This window comes from Paracoccus sp. L-17, from assembly GCF_056857655.1.
The window spans coordinates 73,336-98,500 of the sequence record NZ_JBSXNM010000043.1; the positions used below are offsets into that span (position 1 = coordinate 73,336).

22 protein-coding genes are annotated in these 25,165 nt (G+C 65.5%); 14 read left to right on the plus strand and 8 right to left on the minus strand.

The genetic code is table 11. The features are described from left to right. Positions 1-2: 2 nt before the first annotated feature. The 4 genes from tilS (at position 3) to folD (ending at position 4,619) form a co-directional block, all read left to right on the plus strand. Complete coding sequence (gene tilS, locus AC13CR_RS13780) at positions 3-1,241, plus strand: tRNA lysidine(34) synthetase TilS (RefSeq protein ID WP_292953285.1); 1,239 nt, start codon at positions 3-5, stop codon at positions 1,239-1,241. 57 nt (positions 1,242-1,298) lie between these two features. After that, positions 1,299-3,188, plus strand: coding sequence for an ATP-dependent zinc metalloprotease FtsH (gene ftsH, locus AC13CR_RS13785; protein ID WP_292978461.1), 1,890 nt, complete (start codon positions 1,299-1,301; stop codon positions 3,186-3,188). A 256-nt stretch (positions 3,189-3,444) separates the two neighbouring features. Continuing rightward, positions 3,445-3,747 carry a chorismate mutase gene (locus tag AC13CR_RS13790; protein ID WP_292953294.1) on the plus strand — a complete coding sequence of 101 codons (303 nt, stop codon included), beginning with the start codon at positions 3,445-3,447 and terminating at the stop codon, positions 3,745-3,747. Beyond that, complete coding sequence (gene folD / locus AC13CR_RS13795) at positions 3,744-4,619, plus strand: bifunctional methylenetetrahydrofolate dehydrogenase/methenyltetrahydrofolate cyclohydrolase FolD (protein ID WP_292978459.1); 876 nt, start codon at positions 3,744-3,746, stop codon at positions 4,617-4,619. Before AC13CR_RS13790 ends, folD begins: the two co-directional genes overlap by 4 nt. Positions 4,620-4,691: 72 nt before the next feature. Here folD and AC13CR_RS13800 read toward each other — a convergent pair whose 3' ends face one another. The 5 genes from AC13CR_RS13800 to ruvC are packed head-to-tail and all read right to left on the minus strand — an operon-like array spanning position 4,692 to position 8,242. Then, the gene (locus tag AC13CR_RS13800; protein WP_292953300.1) at positions 4,692-5,102 is read right to left on the minus strand and encodes a PaaI family thioesterase; all 411 of its coding nucleotides are present in this window, start codon (positions 5,100-5,102) and stop codon (positions 4,692-4,694) included. Continuing rightward, entirely contained in the window at positions 5,095-6,126 is a 1,032-nt protein-coding gene (ruvB, locus tag AC13CR_RS13805; RefSeq protein ID WP_292953304.1) for a Holliday junction branch migration DNA helicase RuvB, read from the minus strand. Before ruvB ends, AC13CR_RS13800 begins: the two co-directional genes overlap by 8 nt. After that, on the minus strand, positions 6,123-7,016 hold the full coding sequence (gene htpX / locus AC13CR_RS13810; RefSeq protein WP_292953477.1) for a zinc metalloprotease HtpX: 894 nt from the start codon (positions 7,014-7,016) through the stop codon (positions 6,123-6,125). Before htpX ends, ruvB begins: the two co-directional genes overlap by 4 nt. A gap of 6 nt (positions 7,017-7,022) precedes the next feature. Beyond that, complete coding sequence (ruvA, locus tag AC13CR_RS13815; RefSeq protein ID WP_292953307.1) at positions 7,023-7,727, minus strand: Holliday junction branch migration protein RuvA; 705 nt, start codon at positions 7,725-7,727, stop codon at positions 7,023-7,025. Continuing rightward, a complete protein-coding gene (ruvC, locus tag AC13CR_RS13820) occupies positions 7,724-8,242 on the minus strand; it encodes a crossover junction endodeoxyribonuclease RuvC (protein WP_292953310.1) in 519 nt (172 codons plus the stop codon). The genes ruvA and ruvC overlap by 4 nt, the downstream gene beginning before the upstream one ends. A gap of 161 nt (positions 8,243-8,403) precedes the next feature. Here ruvC and AC13CR_RS13825 point away from each other — a divergent pair, with 161 nt between their 5' ends. The 6 genes from AC13CR_RS13825 to AC13CR_RS13850 are packed head-to-tail and all read left to right on the plus strand — an operon-like array spanning position 8,404 to position 14,425. Beyond that, positions 8,404-11,247: a monovalent cation/H+ antiporter subunit A gene (locus AC13CR_RS13825; RefSeq protein ID WP_292953313.1), complete on the plus strand. Its 2,844-nt coding sequence runs from the start codon at positions 8,404-8,406 to the stop codon at positions 11,245-11,247. Then, positions 11,248-11,646 (plus strand): Na+/H+ antiporter subunit C, encoded by a 399-nt coding sequence (locus tag AC13CR_RS13830; protein WP_292953316.1) that lies wholly within the window; start codon positions 11,248-11,250, stop codon positions 11,644-11,646. It abuts the gene before it with no gap. Then, the gene (locus AC13CR_RS13835; protein ID WP_292953319.1) at positions 11,643-13,241 is read left to right on the plus strand and encodes a monovalent cation/H+ antiporter subunit D; all 1,599 of its coding nucleotides are present in this window, start codon (positions 11,643-11,645) and stop codon (positions 13,239-13,241) included. Before AC13CR_RS13830 ends, AC13CR_RS13835 begins: the two co-directional genes overlap by 4 nt. Further along, the gene (locus AC13CR_RS13840; RefSeq protein ID WP_292953322.1) at positions 13,238-13,729 is read left to right on the plus strand and encodes a Na+/H+ antiporter subunit E; all 492 of its coding nucleotides are present in this window, start codon (positions 13,238-13,240) and stop codon (positions 13,727-13,729) included. The genes AC13CR_RS13835 and AC13CR_RS13840 overlap by 4 nt, the downstream gene beginning before the upstream one ends. Next, entirely contained in the window at positions 13,726-13,995 is a 270-nt protein-coding gene (locus tag AC13CR_RS13845; protein WP_292953325.1) for a K+/H+ antiporter subunit F, read from the plus strand. The genes AC13CR_RS13840 and AC13CR_RS13845 overlap by 4 nt, the downstream gene beginning before the upstream one ends. A 13-nt stretch (positions 13,996-14,008) precedes the next feature. Then, positions 14,009-14,425 (plus strand): Na+/H+ antiporter subunit G, encoded by a 417-nt coding sequence (locus AC13CR_RS13850; protein ID WP_292953328.1) that lies wholly within the window; start codon positions 14,009-14,011, stop codon positions 14,423-14,425. Between the two features lie 12 nt (positions 14,426-14,437). Here AC13CR_RS13850 and dnaE read toward each other — a convergent pair whose 3' ends face one another. Next, positions 14,438-17,923 (minus strand): DNA polymerase III subunit alpha, encoded by a 3,486-nt coding sequence (gene dnaE / locus AC13CR_RS13855; protein ID WP_482900888.1) that lies wholly within the window; start codon positions 17,921-17,923, stop codon positions 14,438-14,440. A 114-nt stretch (positions 17,924-18,037) separates the two neighbouring features. Between dnaE and AC13CR_RS13860 the strand changes: the two genes are divergently transcribed. Genes AC13CR_RS13860 through AC13CR_RS13875 form a run of 4 tightly spaced genes read left to right on the plus strand, consistent with a single transcriptional unit; the run spans position 18,038 to position 22,607 of the window. Then, a complete protein-coding gene (locus AC13CR_RS13860) occupies positions 18,038-19,543 on the plus strand; it encodes an ABC transporter ATP-binding protein (protein WP_482919998.1) in 1,506 nt (501 codons plus the stop codon). Then, a complete protein-coding gene (locus AC13CR_RS13865) occupies positions 19,540-20,616 on the plus strand; it encodes an ABC transporter permease (protein ID WP_446233440.1) in 1,077 nt (358 codons plus the stop codon). The genes AC13CR_RS13860 and AC13CR_RS13865 overlap by 4 nt, the downstream gene beginning before the upstream one ends. Beyond that, positions 20,613-21,500, plus strand: coding sequence for an ABC transporter permease (locus AC13CR_RS13870; protein ID WP_292953339.1), 888 nt, complete (start codon positions 20,613-20,615; stop codon positions 21,498-21,500). Before AC13CR_RS13865 ends, AC13CR_RS13870 begins: the two co-directional genes overlap by 4 nt. Positions 21,501-21,527: 27 nt before the next feature. Next, a complete protein-coding gene (locus AC13CR_RS13875) occupies positions 21,528-22,607 on the plus strand; it encodes a BMP family ABC transporter substrate-binding protein (RefSeq protein ID WP_292953342.1) in 1,080 nt (359 codons plus the stop codon). A gap of 297 nt (positions 22,608-22,904) precedes the next feature. On the opposite strand, the gene purU is transcribed toward AC13CR_RS13875, so the two are convergent. Together purU and AC13CR_RS13885 are read right to left on the minus strand one after the other, a co-directional pair. After that, on the minus strand, positions 22,905-23,789 hold the full coding sequence (purU, locus tag AC13CR_RS13880; RefSeq protein ID WP_292953345.1) for a formyltetrahydrofolate deformylase: 885 nt from the start codon (positions 23,787-23,789) through the stop codon (positions 22,905-22,907). A 141-nt stretch (positions 23,790-23,930) separates the two neighbouring features. Continuing rightward, complete coding sequence (locus AC13CR_RS13885; protein ID WP_292953348.1) at positions 23,931-25,097, minus strand: M20 aminoacylase family protein; 1,167 nt, start codon at positions 25,095-25,097, stop codon at positions 23,931-23,933. Between the last annotated feature and the right edge of the window lie 68 nt (positions 25,098-25,165).

Consider the following 25,165-nt stretch of genomic DNA (forward strand, 5'->3'; position numbering starts at 1 on the left):
CCGTGACATCGGCCGCGGCCGATCCAGCCGCCCGCATCCGCGCCACGCTGGACCGACTGGCGGGCGACATGCCCGCCATCGGGCTGGCGGTGTCGGGCGGCGGCGATTCGGTCGCGCTGATGCATGTCGCGGCCGAATGGGCGCGCGGCCGCACGATCATGGTCGCCACCGTCGATCACGGGCTGCGCGCCGAAAGCGCCGAAGAGGCCCGGCAGGTCGCCCGTGGCGCCCGTCTTCTGGGCTTGAAACACGCCACGCTTCTGTGGCGGCGCGAGACCGAGGCGGGCAACCTGATGGCCCGCGCCCGCGACGCGCGATTGCGGCTGCTGGCCGGCTGGGCGGGCCGAAACGATCTTTCGGCGGTGGCGCTTGGCCATACCGCCGACGATCAGGCCGAGACATTGATGATGAGGCTGGCCCGCGGATCGGGGATCGACGGACTGGCGGCGATGACCGAATGGCGCGACGCTTTCGGAATGCGCTGGCTGCGCCCGATGCTGGGCTGCGGACGGGCCGAACTGCGCGACTGGCTGCGTGGACGCGGCATTGCATGGGCCGACGATCCCGGCAACGAGAACGAGGATTTCGAACGCATCCGCATCCGCAAGGCGATAGAGGCGACGGGGCTGGACGTCCCTGCCCTCGCCCGCGCCGCCGCCCATATCGGCGAGGCCCGCGATGCCTTGTCCCATTACGCGGCTCTGGCCGCACGGGACGCCGATATCGCGAATGGCCGCATCATCCTGTCGCGCCGCGTTCTGGGGGATGCGCCGTCCGAGATCCGGCGCCGCCTTCTGGTCGCCTCCTGCCGCTGGGTGACGGGGGCCGATTATCCGCCACGCCGCGCCACCGCCATGCATGCGCTGGCGGCGGTCGCGAATGGCAGCCGGGTCACGCTGGATGGCGCGCTGCTGGACCCCTCGGGCGACGATCTGCGGATCGGCCGCGAACCCGCCGCCGCCCGGCGCGCCAGGCCCCTGACCGAAGACGGCATCTGGGACCGCCGCTGGCACGTCGAGGGGCTGCGCCCCGGCCAGCGCGTCGAGGCGCTTGGCATGGATGCACTGGCGGCGGTAAAATGGCGCATGTCGGGCCTGTCTCGGGATGGTGCCGCCGCCAGCCCGGCGGTCCGTCAGGGCGATGCGCTGATCGCCGCGCCGCTGCTGCGCGCGGCGCCGCCCCTCCGTCTCCGCCCGGTCCGGGGCGCGGCGGATTTCCGCACCCTGGTCATGGCGCATTGAACCTCGGCCGATAATCCCTATTTTCAGTGAAAATCGATTTCCGTCGGAGGACCCCTCTTGGGCAACGCACGCAATCTGGCCTTCTGGGTCGTCCTGTTCCTGATGATCCTTGCGCTGTTCAATCTGTTCAGCGACGGGGCGTCGACGATGAACAGCCGCCAGATCAGCTATTCCGATTTCATCGAGCGGGTGGACAAGGATCAGGTCAGCGCCGTCACCATCGATGGCGAGGACGTGGTGATCACCGGCACCGACGGCCAGCAATATTCGACCGTGCGTCCGCAGGGCGAGGAAATCGCCGACAAGCTGATCGCCAAGAACGTCAATGTGAAGGTCGTCAAGCAGCAGCAATCGGGCATCATGTCGATGCTGGGCGTCTGGCTGCCCTTCATCCTGCTGATCGGGGTCTGGATCTTCTTCATGAACCGGATGCAGGGGGGTGGCAAAGGCGGCGCGATGGGTTTCGGCAAATCGCGCGCCAAGCTTCTGACCGAAAAACATGGCCGCGTGACCTTTGACGACGTGGCAGGCATCGACGAGGCCAAGGAGGAACTGGAAGAGATTGTCGAATTCCTGCGCAACCCGCAGAAATTCAGCCGCCTTGGCGGCAAAATCCCGAAAGGCGCGCTGCTTGTCGGCCCTCCGGGCACCGGCAAGACGCTTCTGGCGCGCGCCATCGCGGGCGAGGCCGGCGTGCCGTTCTTCACAATCTCTGGTTCGGATTTTGTCGAGATGTTCGTGGGCGTCGGCGCCTCCCGCGTGCGAGACATGTTCGAACAGGCCAAGAAAAGCGCGCCCTGCATCGTCTTCATCGATGAGATCGACGCGGTGGGCCGCGCCCGCGGCGTGGGCATCGGCGGGGGCAACGACGAACGCGAACAGACCTTGAACCAGCTTCTGGTCGAGATGGACGGTTTCGAGGCCAATGAAGGAATCATCATCGTCGCCGCGACCAACCGCAAGGACGTGCTGGACCCCGCACTACTGCGTCCGGGCCGCTTCGACCGTCAGATCCACGTTCCGAACCCCGACATCAAGGGCCGCGAGAAGATCCTGTCGGTTCACGCCCGCAAGGTGCCGGTCGGCCCCGATGTGGATCTGCGCATCATCGCCCGTGGCACGCCCGGCTTTTCCGGCGCCGACCTGATGAACCTGGTGAACGAGGCGGCATTGACCGCTGCCCGCATCGGCCGCCGTTTCGTGTCGATGGAAGACTTCGAAAGCGCCAAGGACAAGGTGATGCTGGGGGTCGAGCGGCGCAGCATGGTGCTGACACCCGAACAGAAGGAAAAGACCGCCTATCACGAGGCCGGTCACGCCATCGTCGGATTGTCGTTGCCGAAATGCGATCCGGTCTACAAGGCGACGATCATTCCGCGCGGCGGCGCGCTTGGCATGGTGGTCAGCCTGCCGGAAATGGACCGGCTGAATTTCCACAAGGACGAGGCCAAGCAGAAACTGGCCATGACCATGGCGGGGAAGGCCGCCGAGATCATCAAATACGGCGAGGATGGTGTGTCGAACGGCCCCGCCGGCGATATCCAGCAGGCCAGTCAACTGGCCCGGGCCATGGTCATGCGGTGGGGCATGTCGGACAAGGTCGGCAATATCGACTATGCCGAGGCGCATGAGGGCTATTCCGGCAATACCGGCGGTTTCTCGGTCTCGGCCGCGACCAAGGAACTGATCGAGGAAGAGGTCCGCACCCTGATCGAGGAAGGTTATCAGGAGGCCCGCCGGATCCTGATCGAGAAGGAAGAGGAATACGAGCGTCTCGCCAAGGGCTTGCTGGAATACGAGACGCTGACCGGGGAAGAGATCGGCAAGGTCATCCGCGGCGAACAGCTTGGCGGCGATGACGACATGCCGGGAAGCTCGATCCCCTCGGTCACATCGATCCCGAAGGCCGGAAAACCCGCGCCCGGCGGTGATCCCGCCCCGGCCTGAGGATTCTCGACCAGGAACAGGACGATTCCCCCCGGCCCTCATGATGGGCCGGTTTTTTTTTGCAGGCTCGCCGCCGGATCGGCATCTGGCAGGCCGGTGATTGATTTCGACCTTCAGCGCGAAACCCCTTTCCCCGCGCAGGCCAGGCCCGGCCGAGACCCGCACGCTGCCGGCGGCTTCGTGACAAAGCGAGCCAAGCCGCGCAGCGCCTGCGGCTCTTGCACCCGCCTGCCCGCCGGTGCATGTCCAAGGTCAGATGACCCGCACCGATGACATCCCCGACATGCCCGCCCTGCGCGCCCGAATCGACGCCCTGGACGCGCAGTTGATCGCATTGTTCGCCGAACGCAGCGCGCTGATCGACCGCGCCGCTCGGATCAAGGCGGAACGCGGACTTCCCGCGCGGATCGACTGGCGGGTCGAGGAAGTCGTCGCAAATGCACGCCGCAATGCCGCCGATGCGGGACTGGACGGCGCACTTTTCGCGCAAATCTGGCGCCAGCTGGTGGACGCCGCCATCGACCAGGAAGAACGCCACCTCAACGGAGACCGTCCATGACCGCCCATCTGATCGACGGCAAGTCCTTCGCCGCCACCCTGCGCGACCGCATCACGGCCGAAGTCGCCGCGCTTGCGGATCGCGGCATCACTCCGGGCCTGGCCGTGGTGCTGGTGGGCGAGGATCCGGCCAGCCAGGTCTATGTCCGTTCCAAAGGCAGGCAGACCCGCGAGGTCGGCATGAATTCCTACGAACACAGGCTGCCAGCCGAGACGACCGAGGCCGACCTTCTGGCGCTGATCGCGCGGCTGAACACCGATCCGGCCGTAAACGGAATCCTCGTGCAACTGCCCCTGCCCGGTCACATGAACGAGGCCGCGATCATCAACGCGATCGACCCGGCCAAGGATGTGGACGGGTTCCACATCCTCAACGCCGGGCGGCTGGCGACGGGACAGAAGGCCATGGTGCCCTGCACGCCGCTGGGCTGCCTGATGCTGCTGCGCGACCGATTGGGCAGCCTGTCCGGCCGTCACGCCGTGGTCATCGGCCGATCCAACATTGTCGGCAAGCCGATGGCGCAATTGTTGCTGCGCGACAGCGCCACAGTCACCATCGCCCATTCCCGCACCCGTGATCTGCCGGTGCTCTGCCGTCAGGCCGATATCCTGATCGCCGCCGTGGGCCGGCCGCATTTCATCAAGGGCGACTGGATCAAACCCGGCGCGACGATCATCGATGTTGGCATCAACCGCTCCGATGACGGCCTGGTCGGCGATGTGGATTTCGCGGCGGCGCGCAATGTCGCCGCCGCGATCACGCCGGTTCCGGGCGGTGTCGGTCCGATGACCATCGCCTGCCTTCTGGCCAATACGCTGACGGCGACCGCGCGCGCGAACGGCCTGCCCGACCCGGAAGGGCTGACACCCTGATCGGAGATGCCGGGCCGCAGGCTTCTTCGTTGCAAAAATACCCGGCCCGGCACGCCGCTGCGCGCCAGGCTGCTAGACGGGAATCATCGTGCCCTGCAACACCGCAACATGCTTTCGCGCCGTGCCGGTTTCAGCCCAGATATCGGCCGCCACGACCATGATCCGCCGTCCGGCCCGGATCACCCGTCCCTCTGCCAGCAGCCGCTGACCCAGGGCCGGTGACATCAGGTTGATCTTCATCTCGACCGTCATCACCTCGCGGTCCGCCGGCATCAGGGTCAGCGCCGAATAGCCCGCCGCCGAATCGCCGATCGAGAAGGCCAGCCCGGCATGGCCCGCGCCTTGCTGCTGAAGCGCGCCGGGCAGGATCGGCGCCTCGATCGCGACCCGCCCCTCGGCAATCCTCTGCAGCCGCGCGCCAAGGGTCTGCATCATCGTCTGCCGCGAGAAACTGTCGCGGATCCGGTTCTCGAACTCAGTCATGAAAAAGCCCGCCCTGCCTAGCCGCCTTCGGCGCATCCAGCCCCAGATGACGCCAGGCCCGCGCCGCCAGTTGCCGTCCCCGGGGCGTGCGCGCGATCAGCCCCTGTTGCAGCAGATAGGGCTCGATCACCTCCTCGATGGCATCGCGGCTTTCCGACAGCGCGGCCGACAATGTCTCGACGCCGACCGGCCCGCCCGCATAATGTTCGGCCATCAGCGTCAGATAGCGACGGTCCGCCCCGTCAAGGCCCAGATCGTCCACGCCCAGCCTTGTCAGCGCCGCGTCCGCGATCTGCCGGGTCAGCCTGCCATCGCCCTCGACCAGCGCGAAGTCGATCACCCGACGCAGCAGGCGCCCCGCGATGCGCGGCGTGCCCCGGGCGCGGCGGGCGATTTCCAGGGTCCCGTCGGGATCGGCCTCGATCGCCAGCAACCGCGCGCCGCGCTGGACGATCAGGTCCAATTCGGCCATCTCGTAGAATTGCAGCCGGGTCGGAATGCCGAAACGGTCCCGCAGCGGCGTCGTCAGCAAGCCCAGCCGGGTCGTGGCGCCAACCAGCGTGAAGGGCTGCAATTCGATGCGGACGGTGCGCGCGGCCGGGCCTTCGCCGATCACCAGATCCAGTTCGAAATCCTCCATCGCCGGATACAGGACCTCCTCGACGACCGGATTCATGCGGTGGATCTCGTCGATGAACAGCACGTCGCGCGCTTCCAGATTGGTCAGGATCGCCGCCAGATCGCCCGCGCGCGCCAGCACCGGCCCCGAGGTCATGCGGAAATTCACGCCCAGTTCGCGGGCCATGATCTGCGCCAGCGTCGTCTTGCCCAGCCCCGGAGGACCGAAGAACAGGGTATGGTCCATCGCCTTGCCGCGCATCTTCGCGCTGTCGATGAAAACGCGCAGGTTTGCCCGCGCATCGGCCTGTCCGACGAAATCGGTCAGGGCCTGCGGGCGCAGGGCACGATCTTCCGATTCGCCTTCCAGCGGTTCGGGACGCAGGTTGGGATCGGACCGGATCATCCGCGTCCCCAGGGGCCGGCGTCCCGCCGCCCGGTCACCGGAATGCGCGAGGGCGGCGTCTCGCCCTCCATCGCGCGAAGCCGCGCGATACGGTCCTCGGTCGGCGGATGGGTGGCGAAAAGACGGTCCATGCGCAATCCGCGCAGCGGGTTGATGATGAACATCGAGGCCGCGGCCGGGTTCCTTTCGGCCGGGACATTCGTGCTGCGGCCCGCCATCTGCGCGATCTTGGCCAGCGCCGAGGCCAGCGCGTCGGGTCGGCCGCAGATCCGGGCACCGGCGCGGTCGGCCTCGTATTCGCGTGTACGCGAGATTGCCATCTGCACCAGCATCGCGGCGACAGGCGCCAGCAGCATGGCGAGGATCGCCCCAAGACCGCCGCCGCGACCCTCGCGGCCCCCGGTGAACAGCAGGAAATTGCCCATCATCGCGATCGCGCCGGCCATGGTCGCGGTCACGGTCATGATCAGCGTGTCACGATTCCTGACATGGGCCAGTTCATGAGCGATGACACCGGCCAGTTCGTCACGGCTCAGGCTGCGCAGCAAACCCTGCGTCACCGCGATGGCGGCGTTCTCGGGATTGCGGCCGGTGGCAAAGGCGTTGGGCTGTTCGGTCGGCAGCAGATAGACTTTGGGCATCGGCAGGCCTGCGCGCTGCGCAAGATCGGCGACCATCGCATGCAGTTCGGACGCCTGGCCTGGACCAAGCTGCACGGCGCCCTGTTGGCGCAGGACCATCCTGTCGCTGTTCCACCAGGCGAAAAGGTTGCCCGCACCCGCCAGGACCAGCGCGAAGAGCGCACCGCCCGATCCGCCCAGCATCCAGCCCAGCCCCATGACGATGGCGGTCATTGCCGCCATCAGCAGGAAGGTCCGCAGGTTTCCGATCATGCCCTATCCTTTCGGTGCCAGCGACCGCAGGGCCGCGCGGATCAAGCCGGGCGTCGCGGCCTCGGGATCGCGCGCCTGCGCCTCGGCCACGGCCGCCGCCGCCTCGGAGGAAGCGTAACCCAGATTGGTCAGCGCCGACAGCGCCTCGCCGGCCGATTGCGCGCCGCTGGCGGGCGGGCGCGCCGCCCCGCCGGGCCCCGTGCCCGGTGCAGCGGCGGCGGAGGGACCGGGTTCGATGCCCGGTTCCTCCGCATCGCCCGCGCCGGTTCCCGCGTCGACGGTCAGATCGCCGCCAAGCGCCATCACGCCGGGCGCCTTGTCCTTCAGTTCCAGCACCACCCGTTGCGCCAGTTTCGGCCCCACGCCCTGCGCCCTGCGCACCGCCGCCCAGTCGCCAAGGGCGATGGCGCGGCCCAGCCCCTCGGCGCCCAGCGTGCCCAGAACCGTCAGTGAAACCTTGGCGCCCACGCCCTGCACGCTGGTCAGCAGCCGGTGCCATTCCTTTTCCAGCAGCGTCGGAAAGCCGAACAATTGCAGCAAATCCTCGCGCACCAGAAGGTCGGTATAAAGCGCCGCCGCCTGTCCCGCGGGCGGCAGGGCGGCCGCCGTCCGTTCGCTGACATGAACGATGTAGCCTACACCCCGCACGTCGATCAGGACATGATCGCGACCGCGGTGCAGGATGATCCCGGCGATGCGGCCGATCATGCGACACCCTGCCGCGGGCTCGCGATCCGCAGCACCCGGCCCTGAAGGTGATGTGCGTGGCAGATGGCGATGGCCAGCGCATCGGCCGCGTCTGGTCCCGCGAAGGCCACACCGGGCAGTTGCACCCGTACCATGTGCTGAACCTGTTCCTTGCCTGCATGGCCCACGCCGACAACCGTCTTCTTCACCGCATTCGGCGCGTATTCCCCCACTGCCAGACCCGCTTCCGCCGGGGCCAGCAGCGCGATGCCCCGCGCCTGCCCCAGCTTCAGGGTTCCGCTTGCGTCCTTGTTGACAAAGGTCTGTTCGACCGCCGCCGCATCGGGGGCGTGTTCGGCGATGACCGCGCAGAGGCCGCGGAACAGGACCGACAGCCTCGCGGCCAGATCGCGCGTGGATTTGTCCGCGGACGAATGGATCACGCCATTCGCCACATGCCGCAGCCGCGGCCCGTCCACGACGATCACGCCCCAGCCCGTATTCCTCAATCCGGGATCGATCCCCAGAACCCGCATGTCCGCCCCTTCCGGTTTTCCACAGCGTTAGCACGAAAGGCGAACATCGCCTAGGGGCAAGCGTCCGGGTCCGGTCATTTGCTTGACTCCACTGCGATGATTGGAAACACAAAGGTCAAGCAGCGAAAAGATCATACGCGCCAACAGGAAGCCCAGGACACATGTCGCCAGCCCTCATCGCCCTGCTGCCTTTCATCGGGGCCCTGCTGCCCGGCCTGCTGATCCGGTCCGGCCGCAGCGTCGCCGCCACGGCCTGCGGCACCACCACGCTGATTGCGCTGATCGGCCTCGTGCTGCATATTCCCGCGATCCTGCGCGGCGAGGTGATCACCGCCCGGTTCGAATGGCTGCCGCTGATCCAGCTGAACGCGAATTTCCGCATCGACGGGCTGTCGCTGCTGTTCGGCATCCTGATCCTGGGCATCGGGATGCTGATCATCGGATACGCGCGCTTCTATCTGTCGCGACAGGATTCGATCGGCAAATTCTACACCTATCTGATGCTGTTCCAGGGCGCGATGATCGGCATCGTGTTGTCGGACAACATCCTTCTGCTGCTGATCTTCTGGGAACTGACTTCGCTGTCCTCGTTCCTGCTGATCGGCTATTGGCGGCACCTGCCCGAGGGACGGCAGGGCGCGCGGATGGCGCTGGCCGTGACCGGCATGGGCGGGCTTGCGCTGATTGCGGGGATGCTGATCCTGGGCCAGGTTGCCGGCAGCTATGACATCGGCGATATCCTGACACGGAAGGACGCCATCCAGGCCAGTCCCTATTATCTGCCGATGCTGATCCTGATCCTGATCGGCGCTTTCACGAAATCCGCGCAATTCCCGTTTCATTTCTGGCTGCCGCACGCGATGGCCGCCCCGACCCCCGTCAGCGCCTATCTTCACAGCGCGACGATGGTGAAGGCCGGGCTGTTCCTGATGGCGCGGCTGTGGCCGGTGCTGGCAGGCACGGAGGAATGGTTCTGGATCGTGGCCACGACCGGGCTGATCACGATGACGGTGGGGGCCGTGATCGCGGTGTTCAAGGACGATCTGAAGGCGCTGCTGGCCCATTCTACGGTCAGCCAACTGGGCCTGATCACGATGCTGCTGGGCTTCGGAACGGAAGAGGCCGCGATAGCCGCCGTCTTCCACATCATCAACCATGCGACCTTCAAGGCGTCGCTTTTCATGACCGCCGGCATCATCGACCACGAAACCGGCACCCGCTCCATCAGGCGGCTGGGCGGGCTGCGCAGGCTGATGCCGATCACCTTTGCCATCGGCACCATCGCGGCGCTGTCGCTGGCCGGCATTCCGCCGCTGAACGGCTTTCTGTCAAAAGAGATGATGCTGGCCGAGCTGAGCGACCTTGAAATCGCGCGGCAGACCTTCATGATCGTGGGCACCGTCGCGGCGCTGTTCTCGGTGGGTTATTCGCTGCGCTTCATTGTCCACACGTTCTTCGGCCAGGAACGCGACGATTATCCGCATCGCCCGCACGATCCGGGATTCGGCCTCTATTCCTGGCCCGCGCTTCTGGCCTTGCTGGTCATTCTGATCGGTTTGTTTCCCAACACCATGGCGGGCTGGCTGGTCGATGCCTCGGCCGCCGCGGTGACGGGCGAGGCACAAAGTTCCGACATCTATCTGTGGCATGGCGTGAACGCGGCGTTGATCATGTCCACGATCGCAGTCCTGGGCGCCGTGGTTCTGCTGGGCCTGCACCGCCCCCTGCTTGCGGCCTGGAACGCCGCGCCGCGGCCCGAGGCCAAGACCATCTACGACTGGCTGCTTCTGCGCCTGGTCTTCGCGGCGCGGGGCTTTACCGACAACATGACCAATGGCGCAATGCCGCGCGCGCTGGCGGCCTTTACCCTGACCACGCTGTTTGCCGGCACGCTGGCCTGGTATACGGGCGCAGCCGGTCCGGCGACGCGCGACATGCTGCCCATCAAGCTGGTCCCCGCGATCGGCTGGGTGCTGGCGATGGTGGCGACCGGGCTGATGGTCACGTTCCACCGGGTCCGCGTCCTGGCGCTGGTTCTGGTCGGCATCGTCGGGCTGATGACTTCGGCCTTTTTCGCCTATTTCTCGGCGCCCGACCTTGCCCTGACGCAAATCTCGGTCGAGGTGGTGACGGTCATCCTGCTGCTGCTGGTGCTGAACTTCCTGCCAAAGCGCACATTGGTCGAATCCGGCGCAACGCAGCGCGGCTGGGATGCCTTTGTTGCGACGCTGGCGGGCGTTGGCTTTGGCGGGCTGACCTATGCCGTCCTGCGCCGCGACTTCGCCTTTGACCCGATCTCGGGCTACATGCTGGAAAACAGCTACGAGAAGGCCGGCGGCACCAATGTGGTCAACGTGATCCTGGTGGATTTCCGCGGCTATGACACCTTCGGCGAGATCACCGTCCTGGGGATCGCGGCACTGGCCATCTTCGCGCTGACCCAGACCCTGCTTCAGGGCAAATCCGCCAAGCGCCTGCGCAACTGGACCTATGATCAGCGCCGCGCCGGTGACCGCCACCCGCTGATGCTGGTGATCGCGACGCGGGTGCTGCTGCCGATCACGCTGGTCGTCGGCATCTATATCTTCCTGCGCGGCCACAACCAGCCCGGCGGCGGCTTTATCGCCGGTCTCGTCGTCGCCATCGCCCTGCTGATGCAATACATGGCCTCGGGCTATGCCTGGGCGCAGGAACGCCAGACCCTGCCCTATCACGCGCTGATCGGGGCGGGGGTGGTCGCGGCGGGCGCCACGGGCATCGGCGCCTGGTTCAACGGCCGGCCCTTCCTGACCTCGGCCTATGGCTATATCAAGCTGCCATTCCTGGAAAAAATCGGACTGTCCTCGGCCATCGGGTTTGATCTGGGCGTGTTCCTTTCGGTCGTGGGGGCGGTGATGCTGGCGTTGAACTCGCTGTCACGGATCGCGCGCCAGGCGGGCGAGAAGGTGAACACGAAACCGATGGACATAGACCTCAGCGAGGATCAGCCGGAGGGGGCGAAGTAGATGGAACTTCTCGTGGCCACCGCGATCGGCGCGATAACCGCCGCAGGCGTCTACCTGATCCTGCGCCTGCGCACCTTCGCCGTCGTTCTGGGCATGACGATGCTGACCTACGCGATCAATGCATTCCTGTTCGTCACCGGCCGGCTGGTCGTCAACATGCCGCCGATCCTGAGCAGCCACGACAACATTTCGCCGGCCGACTACACCGATCCCTTGCCGCAGGCGCTGGTGCTGACGGCCATCGTCATCAGCTTCGGGATGACCGCCGTCGTGGTGATGATGTCGCTGGGCGCCTTCATCGAGGGCGGCGACGACCGCGTCAACATGCCCGAGTCCGACCGGATCATGCCGCCGCTGAAGACTGTGGACGAGACGGCGAACGAGGACGAGAAAGCATGAATAACTGGCTGATCGCCCCCGTTCTGGTGCCGGCCCTGATGGGCCCGCTGATGGTGCTGTGGATGCGCCACGATCTGTTGCAACAGCGGGTCTTCGGCGTGATCGGCAGTCTTCTGACGCTGCTGGTCGCGATCAAGCTGCACATGATGGCCGTCGAGGGCGACGTTCTCGTCTATCGCCTGGGCAACTGGCCCGCGCCCTTCGGCATCGTGCTGATGCTGGACCGGCTGTCGGCGCTGATGCTGCTGCTGACGGCGATCCTGGCGGTGACGGTGCAGCTTTACGGCATCGGATCGGGCTGGGACCGCAAGGGTTGGCATTTCCATTCGCTGTGGCAGTTTCAGCTGATGGGTCTGAACGGCGCCTTTCTGACCGGGGACGCCTTCAACCTGTTCGTGTTCTTCGAGGTGCTGCTGATCGCCAGCTACGGGCTGATGATTCACGGAGGCGGCCCGATGCGGCTGCGCGCGGGCGTGCAATACATCAGCTACAACCTTGCCGGATCGGCGCTGTTCCTGGCCGCGCTCGGCTGTCTCTATGCCGTCACCGGAACCCTGAACATGGCCGACATGGCCGAGCGCGTGGCACGGATGCCGACCGAGGACACGGCGCTTCTGCGCACCGGCGCGGTGCTGCTGCTGCTGGTCTTTGCCATCAAGGCAGCCATCGTGCCGCTGCACTTCTGGCTGCCCTCGACCTATGCCAACGCGCCGGGTCCGGTGGCCGCGCTGTTTGCCATCATGTCCAAGGTCGGGGTCTATGCGATCATCCGCTTCTTCACGCTGGTCTTTCCGCAGGATTCGGTGATCGAGACCATCGCCACCGACCTGATCCTGCCCGCCGCCCTGATCACGCTGACCCTGGGGCAACTGGGGGTGATGGGCACCCGCAGCCTGGCGCGTCTGGCGGCCTTCGCGGCCATCGCCTCGATCGGGACGCTGATGATCTCGGTCGCGCGGTTCGATGCGCAGGGGCTGACGGCGGGGTTGTATTACATGATCCATTCCACCCTGTCGGCGGCGGCGCTGTTTCTTGTCGTGGATCTGGTCGCGGCGCGCCGCGGCGGTGATTTCTGGCTGCGGCTCAGGCCGGCCATCGGCAATACCGGCCTGATCTCGGCCCTGTTCTTCGCGACCGGCATTGCGGTCGTGGGGCTGCCGCCGCTGTCCGGCTTTCTGGGCAAGCTGATGATCCTCGACGCCACCGCCGACGACCCCTGGCGCGATGGCATCTGGGCCACGATTCTCGTGACCTCGCTGATCGCGCTGGTGGGCTTTGGGCGGGCAGGCTCGATCCTGTTCTGGAAGTCGCACGAGATGGACCCCGAGCCGGGCAACGACAGCGACGAAGGTCAGCGCCCCGCGCCCGGACCGATCCCGACGAAGCTGGAAACCGACGAACCGATCCAGGATGTCGGCGATTCGGCAGCGCCATGGCTGTCCTTCACCGCGACCGGCGCGCTGCTGGCCGGTATGGTGGTGCTGACCGTCTTCGCCGGGCCGCTGACCGATTATCTGCAACGGACGGCCGATCAACTGACCAACCCGACGCTCTACTACGAATCGGTGCTGCGCCAGCAGGAGGGTGCGAAATGATCCGGCGCCTGTTTCCTCATCCCTATCTTTCGGCGATGCTGGTCATCGTCTGGATGTTGCTGGTCAACCGGTTCGCCTGGGGTTCGCTGGTCTTTGCGGTGATCCTCAGCATCGCGATCCCGGCGCTGACCGAACCCTACTGGCCCGCCCGTGCCCGGCTGCGCCATCCGGGCAAGATCCTCGTCTATGTCACGATTGTCGTCCACGATATCATCAGGGCCAATATCGATGTGGCGCTGATCGTGCTGTTCAAGCCCAACCGCAACCTGCAACCCGCCTGGATCACCATTCCGCTGGAGTTGCGATCGCCCGAGGCGATCACGGTTCTGGCCAGCACCATCACGCTGACACCGGGGACGGTCAGTTCGGACCTGTCGCAGAACGGCCATGCGCTGCTGGTCCATTGCCTGCACGCTCCCGAACCGCAAGAGGTGATCGACGAGATCAAGACGCGCTACGAAGCCCGCCTGAAGGAGATCTTCGAATGATCCTCTACGCGCTTTATTTCGCCTTCGCCTGTTTCGGCATCGGCCAGTTGTTCTGCCTCTACCGCGTTGTTTTCGCGCCCGGAGTCGGCGATCGGGTTCTGGCGCTGGACACGATGGCGATCAACATGATCGCGCTGACCGCCCTGTTCGGCATCCTGCACGACACGACGATGTATTTCGAGATCATGCTGCTGTTCGCCATGGTCGGCTTCATCTCGACCGTGGCCTATGCAAAATTCCTGCTGCGCGGCGACCTGATCGAATGAAAGGGAAAATGCGATGGACCTTGCTGGAGAGATCCTGATCTCGGCGATGCTGGTCATCGGCGGTGCTTTCGGTCTTGTGGGATCCTACGGGCTGGTGAAGCTGCCCGATCAGATGACCCGGCTTCATGCACCGACCAAGGCCGCAACGCTTGGCGTGGGTGGCATCATGATCGCATCGCTGCTCTGGTTCGGCTTTTTCGGCGAACGTGCCAGCTGGCACGAATTCCTGATCGTGCTGTTTCTGTTCCTGACCGCGCCGATAACCGGGCTGATGATCGCCAAGACCAACATGCACCTGACCTGGCGCCCCGATGAGTTGCCCTATCCGGGCGAGGACATGCACTGGGCCACCTTCGGCGATTCCGCCGATCGCAGCCTGATGGACGGCGACGCCGATCTGGACAACACCGAACGCGACCTGAGAGAATAGGCCGCGCTCGCCCTATTCCTCGCTGACCTCCAGCACCCCCGGCACGGCGCGCAACGCCTGCCGCGCGGGCGTGGTCAGAGGCGCATCATCGGCCACCTCGATCTCGATCAGTTCATCGCCTTCGCGCAGACGCAGCAGAATTGGCCCGCGAGATCGCGCCGAAACCACGATTTCAGTGCGGATCCGACCCAGAACCTCGGCCAGGCGCGGAATCGCGTCGGCGCCCTGCATCTCGACCGCAAGGCTGCCGGCGCCTGCATCGGCCACCGCGTCCTCCAGCCGGGTGACGGAATTGGCCAGCATCTTGACCTGCTCGCCCGAGGGTTCGACCTTGACCTGCAACACGACATTCTCGCCCGGTTCCAGCCGATCGCGCGAGGCGTTCAGCAGGTCCGAGAACACCGTCACCTCGTAAAGCCCGGTCGGATCGGACAGGCTGACAAAGGCGTAGGGCGTGCCCTTGGCCGACTTGCGTTCCATCCGCGCGGCCACGGTGCCGGCGATGCTGGCCACCATCGGGCCGCCTGCCGCCTCGGCGCTGATCTGGGCCAGCGTCATCACGTTCTTGCGCTTCAGCGCGGGCAGGTAATCGTCCAGCGGATGCCCGGACAGGTAAAAGCCGATGGCGCGATGTTCCTCGCCCAGCTTCTCGGTCGGCAGCCAGACCTGCTCGATCGCCGCACGCGGCGGCGGCAGATCCTCGCCGCCGCCGAACAGCGAGGATTGGCTGGACGCCGCCTGTTCCTGAACCGCCGCCGACCACGCGACCAGGCTGTCCAGAGATTTCAGGACCCTCGCGCGGTTATCGTCCAGCGTATCGAACGCGCCGGCGCGGGCCAGCATCTCCAGCGGGCGCTTGCCCACGCGCTTCATGTCCACGCGGCGGGCAAAATCATGGATATCGGCAAAGGGTCTGTCGCCGCGCGCCTCGTGGACCAGTCGCATCGCCTCGATGCCGACGCCCTTCAACGCCCCAAGCGCATAATGGATGCGGCCTTCGCCCACGGTGAATTTCGGTGCCGAGCGGTTGACGCAGGGGGCCAAGATCGCGATTCCCATCCGGTCGCATTCGCGTTTGTAGATGGCCAGCTTGTCGGTCAGGTGGATGTCGCAGTTCATCACCGCGGCCATGAATTCGACCGGATGGTTCGCCTTCAGCCAGGCGGTCTGATAGCTGACCACGGCATAGGCGGCCGCGTGTGATTTGTTGAAGCCGTAATTGGCGAACTTCTCGAGCAGGTCGAAAACTTCGCCGGCCTTCTTTTCGGGCACGCCGTTCTCGATGCTGCCCTTGATGAATTTCGGACGTTCCTTGGCCATTTCGGCGGCGATCTTCTTGCCCATGGCGCGGCGCAGCAGATCGGCCCCGCCAAGGCTGTAGCCGGCCATGACCTGCGCGATCTGCATCACCTGTTCCTGATAGACGATGATGCCCTGCGTCTCGGCCAGGATATGGTCGATGCTGGGATGGATCGATTCCAGCGCGCGCGCGCCGTTCTTGACCTCGCAATAGGTCGGGATGTTCTCCATCGGGCCGGGACGATACAGGGCCACGAGGGCCACGATATCCTCGATGCAGGTGGGCTTCATCCGGCGCAGCGCATCCATCATGCCGCTGCTTTCCACCTGGAACACCGCGACCGTGCGGGCACTGGCGAAAAGATCATAGCTGGCCTGGTCGTCCAGCGGGATGGCGTTGATCTGGTTCTCGGCACCCTCGGGCGGCCGATACAATTCGCGGCCATCGGCTGTGACATGCAGGGGCCGCCCGCCGGCATTGATCAGATCGACCGCGTTCTGGATCACGGTCAGCGTCTTCAGGCCCAGAAAGTCGAACTTGACCAGCCCGGCCTGTTCCACCCATTTCATGTTGAACTGCGTCGCCGGCATGTCCGATCCGGGATCGCGATACAAGGGCACCAGCCGGTCCAGCGGCCGGTCCCCGATCACCACCCCCGCCGCGTGGGTCGAGGCGTTGCGATACAGCCCCTCGATCTTTTCGGCATAGTCCAGCAGCCGGGCGATCACCTCTTCGCGGGCGGCCTCGCGCAGGCGCGGTTCTTCGGCCCGCGCCCGGGTGATGCTGACGGGCTTCACCCCTTCGACCGGGATCATCTTGGACAGGCGATCCACCTGCATGAAGGGCAGCTGCAGAACACGGCCGACATCGCGCACCGCTGCCTTGGACAGCAGCGCGCCGAAGGTGATGATCTGGCCAACCTTTTCCTTGCCGTATTTCTCCTGCACATAGCGGATCACCTCTTCGCGGCGATCCATGCAGAAATCGATGTCGAAATCCGGCATGCTGACCCGTTCGGGGTTCAGGAAGCGTTCGAACAAGAGGTTGTAGCGCAGCGGATCCAGATCGGTGATGGTCAGGGCATAGGCAACAAGCGACCCCGCCCCCGAGCCGCGCCCCGGTCCCACCGGGATGTCGTGGTCCTTGGCCCACTGGATGAAATCGGCGACGATCAGGAAATAGCCCGGAAAGCCCATCTGCTCGATGATGCCCAACTCGAAATCCAGCCGCTTTTCGTAATCCTCGACCGGCACTGCATGGGGGATGACCTTCAGCCGCGCCGCGAGACCTTCCTCGGCCTGCCGCCGCAGCTCGGCGACCTCGTCATCGGCGAATCTGGGCAGGATCGGCTTGTGCCTTTCGACCGCGAACGCGCAGCGGCGGGCGATCTCGACGCTATTGTCCAGCGCCTCGGGCAGGTCGGCGAACAGGACCGCCATTTCCTCGGGCGACTTGAAATAGTGCTGCGGCGTCAGGCGGCGGCGGGGCTGGGACTGATCGACATAGGCCTTTTCGGCGATGCAGATCAGCGCGTCATGGGCCTCGAACATTTCGGGCCTGGGGAAATAGACGTCGTTCGTGGCGACCAGCGGCAATTCCTTAGCATAGGCAAGCTCGATCAGTCCGCCTTCCGACACGGCCTCGGCCTCCGGCAACTTGCCGTTCTCGGCCGGATGGCGCTGCAATTCGACATAGAGTCGGGTCGGAAAGGCCGAGCCAAGGCGATCCGCAAGCAATGCGGCCTTGTCGGTCTGACCTAGCGCGATCAACAGACCCAGCGGCCCCGTCGGGCCGCCCGACAGGCAGATCAACCCCTGGGCATGGGCGCAGACCTCCTCCAGCGTGACATGCGGCAGGCTGCCATCCGTGCGCAGATAGAGACACGAGGACAGCGCCATCAGGTTCAGCCAGCCCTGCCGGTTCTGCGCCAGCAGCACGACCGGGGCGGACACGCTTGCCAGGGTCTCGGGCAGGCGCAGTGTCATCTGGCAGCCGATGATCGGCTGGATGCCCTTCTCCATCGCCTTGACGCTGAATTCCAGCGCGGCGAACATCGCGTTGGTGTCGGTCAGCGCGACCGCAGGCATGCCTGCTTCGGCGGCAAGCGTGGCCAGTTTGCCTACGGGAACCGCGCCTTCCAGCAGGGAATGCTCGGAATGTGTGCGCAGATGAATGAATCGGGGGGATTTCGTCGCCATGGTCGCGACGTTATCGCAGCCTGACCAAACAGCGCAATTGCCGAAGGCGGCGCGGGCGCGCTAGACAGGACGAAGATTTTGACCGGAGGGGCAAATTTGACGGCAGAGGCGGCGGTGTTCCGGGCCGAAGGGGTCGGAAAGTCCTATCCCGGTGTGCGCGCCAATGACGACGTGTCCTTCGCGGTCGAGGCGGGCCAGATCCACGCGCTGCTGGGCGAGAACGGCGCGGGAAAATCGACCCTGGTCAAGATGATCTACGGCCTGGTGAAGCCCGATGACGGCCGTATGACGCTGCACGGTGCACACCACCATCCCGCCGATCCCCGTGCCGCGCGCGCGGCCGGGGTCGCAATGGTGTTTCAGCATTTCAGCCTGTTCGACGCGCTGACGGTGGCCGAAAACATCGCGCTCGGCATGGAATATCCGCCGCCCCGGCGGGAATTGTCGGCCCGGATCCGGCAGGTCAGCCAGGATTTCGGCCTGCCGCTGAACCCTGCGCGCCGCATCGTCACGCTGTCGGCGGGCGAACGTCAGCGGGTCGAGATCATCCGATGCCTGTTGCAGGATCCGCGCCTGCTGATCATGGACGAACCGACCAGCGTCCTGACCCCGCAAGAGGCCGAATTGCTGTTCGCCACCCTGCGCAAGCTGGCCGATCGAGGCACCGCGATCCTGTATATCAGCCACAAGCTGGAAGAAATCCGCACCCATTGCGACCGCGCCACGATCCTGCGCGGCGGCAAGGTCGTGGACAGTTGCGACCCCCGCGCCCATTCCGCCCGCGAACTGGCCGCGATGATGGTCGGCGGCGAGATGCGTCCGATCGACCGCAGCGGGCGGCAGGCGGGCAAGATCCTGCTGGAGGTCAAGTCCCTGTCTCTGCCCGCCCCCAACGCCGAGGGCACGGCGCTGAAATCAGTCTCTCTCAGCCTGCGCGCGGGCGAGATCCTGGGCATCGGCGGCGTCGCCGGAAACGGGCAGGAGGAATTGCTGGCCGCCCTGTCGGGCGAGGTTCGCAGCGCGCCGGGCACGATTCTGCTGGAGGACCGCGATCTGGGCGCCACCCCCCCGCAGGCGCGGCGGCGGGCCGGGCTTCTGGCCGCGCCCGAGGATCGTCTGGGCCATGCGGCCGTGCCCGATTTCAGCCTGACCGAGAACACGCTGCTGACCGCTGGACCGCGCAAGGGATTGGTCCGCAAGGGCCTGATCGATCGCGCCGCCGCCCGAGCCTATGCCGAACAGGTGATCCGCGACTTCGACGTGCGCACGCCGGGGCCTTCTACCGCCGCGCGCGCCCTGTCAGGCGGCAACTTGCAGAAATTCGTCATCGGGCGCGAGGTCTTGCAAGCGCCGCGCGTTCTGGTCGTCAATCAGCCGACATGGGGCGTCGATGCCGGCGCCGCCACCGCGGTGCGTCAGTCGCTGCTGGATCTGGCGCGCGGCGGGGCGGGCGTGATCGTGATCTCTCAGGATCTCGACGAACTGATGGAATTGTCCGACCGTTTCTGCGCGCTGAACGAAGGCCGTCTGTCCGATCCGCGTCCGACAGCCGGGCTGAACCTCGACGAGATCGGCCTGATGCTGGGCGGCGCGCACGGGATGGAGGTCGCGCAGATATGATCCGCCTCGTTCCACGCGACCAGACCTCGGCCGCATGGCAGATCGCGACGCCTCTGCTGGCGGTCCTGGCGACGATGATCGCGGGCGGCCTGTTGTTCGCGATCATGGGTTACGACCCGCTTGCCGCGATCCGCACGATCTTCTGGGATCCGCTGTTCGGGCCTGCCGCCGGCTATTCGCGCCCGCAATTGCTGGTCAAGGCCGCGCCGCTGATCCTGATCGCCTCGGGGCTGGCGGTGGGCTTTCGCGCCGGTATCTGGAATATCGGCGCCGAGGGCCAATACATCATCGGCGGCATCACCGGCGCGGCGGTCGCGCTGGCGGCCTATCCCGCCGAGGGCATGTGGATCTTTCCCGCCATGGTGCTGGCGGGCGCATTGGGCGGTTGGGCCTGGGGCATGATCCCGGCCTTGCTGCGCAACTGGTTCGGCGCCTCGGAAATCCTTGTCTCGCTGATGCTGGTCTATGTGGCGCAGCGCGTGGCGGCGTGGATGGCCTTCGGGCCGATGAAGAACCCCGAAGGCTATGGCTTTCCGGGATCGCGCAACCTGCAGCAATATCCGGCCGCATCGAACCCCGAACTGATCGCAGGCACCGGCGCGCATTGGGGCGTCGTGGCCTCCGCCGCCGCCGTCCTGGCAATCTGGTTCCTGATGAGCCGTCACATCCGGGGCTTCCATATCCGCGCCGCAGGTCTGGCACCGCGCGCGGCCCGTTTCGCCGGGGTCAGACCCGAAACGCTGGTGGCCTTCTGCCTTGGCCTTTCGGGCGCCTTCGCCGGCATGGCGGGGCTGTTCGAGGTGGCGGGCCCCGCCGGCCAGATCACCGACAAGCTGGGCACGGGCTACGGTTTCACGGCGATCATCGTGGCCTTTCTGGGCCGGCTGCATCCGGTCGGCATCCTGCTGGCGGGCCTGCTGCTGGCACTGACCTATATCGGCGGCGAGCTGGCGCAGCTGACGCTGCAATTGCCCGCCGCCACGGTCCAGGTATTTCAGGGAATGCTGCTGTTCTTCCTGCTGGGTTTCGATCTTCTGACCCGCTTTCGCATCGCCAGGAGGATCGCCGCATGATCGACCCGCTTTCGGTCTTCCTGCTGCTTCTGGCCGCGGCCACGCCGATCCTCTTTGCCGCCCTTGGCGAGTTGGTGGTGGAACGCGCCGGCGTTCTGAACCTGGGTGTCGAGGGGATGATGATCACCGGCGCACTGGCGGGCTTTGCCGCGGCCTATGTGACCGGCAGTCCTTTCGCGGGCTTTCTGGCGGCGGCGCTGGCAGGGGCCGCGATCGCGATGCTGTTCGCGGCTCTGACGCAAATCCTGCTGGCCAATCAGGTCGCCTCGGGTCTTGCGCTGACGCTTTTCGGCCTGGGCCTCGCGGCGCTGTTCGGCAAGCCGCTGGAGGGGATCAAGGCCCCCGCCATGATGCCCGGACCGCTTCGCATCAACTGGATCGTCTGGCTGGGGCTTGTGATGGTGCCGCTGGTCTGGTGGTTCCTGAACCGCTCGCGGACGGGCCTGATTCTGCGCGGGGTGGGCGAAAACCACGACGCGGCCCACGCCCTTGGCTATCCGGTGCACGCGATCCGCATTGCGGCGATCGGTTTCGGCGGCGCCATGGCGGGCGTCGGCGGGGCCTTCATCTCGATCGCCACGGTGCTGCAATGGACCGAGGGGATGACCGCGGGCGCCGGCTGGATCGCGCTGGCGATCGTGGTGTTCTCGAACTGGACCGCGCCCGGCGTGCTGGCGGGCGCCTGGCTGTTCGGCGGCGTCACGGTGCTGCAATTGCGCCTGCAGGCGGCGGGCATCCGGGTGCCGGTTCAGCTTTTGTCGATGGCGCCCTATCTTGCCACGATCATCGTGCTGGTGCTGATCTCGGCCCGGCAGAAATACAGCCGCCGCGCGGGACGGGCCGCCCCCGGCTCGCTCGGCCAGAATTTCCACGCGCTGCGCTGAAAGCGGCGCGACAACAGAGAGGGAAACATGAACCGCAGAGAACTTCTTGTCAGTGTCGCCGCCCTGCCCGCGATCGGCCTGGCCGCGCCCGCCTTGGCCCAGACCGAACCTTTGAAGGTCGGCTTCATCTATGTCGGCCCGGTGGGTGACGGCGGCTGGACCTATCAGCACGATCAGGCCCGGCAGGCGATGGTCGCCGAATACGGCGACAAGGTCGAAACCACCTTCATCGAAAGCGTGCCGGAAGGTGCCGATGCGGAACGCGCGCTGACCCAGCTGGCGCTGGCGGGCAACAAGCTGATTTTCGCCACCAGCTTCGGCTACATGGACGCGGTCATGAATGTCGCGGCCAAGTTTCCCGACGTGAAATTCGAACACGCGACCGGCTACAAGCGCGCCGAGAATGTCGCTACCTATGACGCCCGTTTCTACGAGGGCCGCGCCGTGATCGGTACCATCGCGGGGCGGATGACCAGGTCGAACAAGATCGGCTATATCGGTTCCTTCCCGATCCCCGAGGTGGTCCAGGGCATCAACTCGTCCTATATCCACGCCAGAAAGGTCAATCCGGATGTCGAAATCAAGGTGGTCTGGGCCTATAGCTGGTTCGATCCCGCCAAAGAAGCCGACGCCGCAGCAGCCCTGATCGCCGAAGGCGTGGACGTGATCCTGCAGCATACCGATTCCACCGCACCTCTGGCCAAGGCGCAGGAAGCGGGGGCGATCGGCTTCGGACAGGCCAGCGACATGGCGAATTTCAAGCCGACTCCCAGGGTCTCGTCGATCATCGACAACTGGGCGCCCTACTACATCGAACGGGTCGGCGCGATGCTGGACGGGACCTGGGAATCAACGGCGACCTGGGCGGGAATCGGCGATGGCGAGGTCGAGATCGGCGAAATCACCGATGCCGTGCCGGCCGAGGTCAAGCAGGAGGCGCTGGCGCTGAAGGACAAGATCGCCTCGGGCGAATACCATCCCTTCACCGGTCCGCTGAACAAGGCCGATGGCAGTGCATGGCTGGCCGACGGCGAGACGGCGACGGACGAGGAATTGTCGGGTATGGATTTCTTTGTCGAAGGAATAACCGCCGAGCTTCCGCAATAGCCGGCGGGAAAAAGGGGCGCTGCCCCCGCCCCTCCGGGGCTCCCCCGGGATATTTCTGCCAAGGCAAAGTCGATGACGCCCCGCTTCCATCAGGAAACGGGGCGCTTTGCCTTGGACGGTCATCGGCGTCCCCGCCTGTACCGCATTCGGTGAATAACCTGGAATCTGTAAAAAAATCGTCAACCTGCCTTGCCTTGGTCCAAATATCCCGCGGGGGGAGCCGCGCGGGACGCGCGGCCGGGGGGCGCGAAGCCCCCCGCCGCCGGTTCGGACCTGCACCATGGCCGTGTTGATTGCTCAGCCCATCCGCTCCGAGACATAGCTGCCTGGCGAGGCGGGGAAGACGACCGTTTTCGCGCCATTCACGAACACGCGGCCGTGGATGTGGGCATGGACCGCGCGCGACAGGACCTGGCTTTCCACATCGCGACCGAGACTGACATAATCGCCCGGGCTCTGGGCATGGGTGACGCGCACCGTGTCCTGTTCGATGATCGGGCCCTCGTCCAGATCTGCGGTGACGTAGTGCGAGGTCGCCCCGATCAGCTTCACGCCGCGCTCATAAGCCTGCTTGTAGGGATTCGCCCCCTTGAAACTGGGCAGGAAGGAATGGTGGATGTTGATGATCCGCCCCGACATCTTGTGGCACATCGCATCCGACAGGACCTGCATGTAGCGCGCCAGGACGATCAGTTCGGCCCCGGTTTCCTCGATTATCTCCAACTGCCGGGCCTCGGCCTCGGGCTTGTTCTGGGCGGTCACGCGGATCATGTGGAAAGGGATGTCGTGATTGACGACGACCTTCTGATATTCGTGGTGGTTCGAAACCACACCGACGATGTCGATGGGCAGCGCGCCGATCCGCCAGCGATAGAGAAGGTCGTTCAGGCAATGGCCGAAGCGGCTGACCATGATCAGCACCTTCTTCTTGACCGCATCGTCGCTGATCTCGATCTCCATGCCGAATTTCCCCGCAATCGGCGCGAAATCGGCCTGAAGTCCGTCCAGCGTCGCCCCACCTTCGGACCGAAAGCTCATCCGCATGAAGAAATTGCCGGTCTCGGCATCGTCGAACTGCGCGCTGTCGGTGATGTTGCAATCATGCTGCGCCAGAAAGCCCGAGATCGCGGCGACGATCCCGCGGGTCGAGGCGCAGGTGACGCGCAGGGTATAGCTGTTCATGTCGGATCCGTCCCTTCAACTTGTCAGGGCGGGTCGATCTTCGCCGCCCGCCCCCGCATTTCGACCGAACGGCGTGCCATGACCATCGTGTTTCCGACCTCGGCCGGCGGTGCTGCGACATGGCCTGCCGCGCGCGACGATTCAGGCGGCGGGCATCCGGCTTTCGACCATGCCGGCATACCAGCTGGATCCGGCCGGGATGGCGTTGTCGTCGAAATTATAGGCCGGATGGTGGACCATCGCGGAATCGCCATTGCCGACGAAGATATAGGCGCCGGGGCGTTCCAGCAGCATGTAGCTGAAATCCTCGCCACCCATCATCGGCTGCATCTCCATGTCCACATCGCCGGCGATGTCGCGGGCCACCTTGGCGGCCCAGGTCGTTGCCTGATCGTCGTTCACGGTGACCGGATACCCCCGCTGATAATCGACCTCGGCCGTCGCACCCATCGCGGCTGCCACATTGATGGCAACGCGGCCAATGCCCTCTTGCAACTGGTCGCGGACGCCGGGATCGAGACTGCGCGCGGTGCCCCGCAGCTTGACCACCTGCGGAATCACGTTATGCGCGGTCGAATCGGTCGTGACCACGCAGACCGAGATCACCGCGTTCTTCAGCGGATCGATATTGCGGGCGACGACGGATTGCAGCGCGACGATGATCTGCGCCGCCGTCAGGGTCGTGTCGATGCATTCATGCGGCTTTGCCGCGTGGCCACCCTTGCCAGTCACGGTGATGTCGAACTGGTCGGCAGAGGCCATCATCGCACCGGGCTTGATGGCGAAGGCGCCGGTGGGGATGCCCGGCATGTTGTGCATCCCGTAAACCTCGTCGATCTTCCAGCGATCGATCAGCCCGTCCCTGACCATCGCGTCGCCGCCGCCGCCGCCTTCTTCGGCGGGCTGGAAGATGACCACCGCCGTGCCGTCGAAATTGCGCGTCTCGGCAAGGTATTTCGCCGCGCCCAGCAGCATCGCCGTATGGCCGTCATGGCCGCAGGCATGCATCTTGCCAGGCGTCTTCGAGGCATAATCCAGCCCGGTCTGTTCGTTGATCGGAAGCGCGTCCATATCGGCACGCAGACCGATCACCCGGCCGGTCTTGTCCGACTTGCCCTTGATGACCCCGACAACACCGGTCCGGCCGATCCCTTCCGTCACCTCGTCACAGCCGAAATCCCGCAAAAGATCCGCGACTTTTCCCGCCGTGCGGTGAACGTCATACAGCAATTCCGGATTCTCGTGGAAATCGCGGCGCCAGGCGGTGATTTCGGGCAGCAATTCGGCAAATCGGTTCTTGACGGGCATGATGGATCTCCTTCGCGGCGCAGGATGAGACTTTCCTGCACGGCCTGCAAGTGGGCGCCGCACGCCGG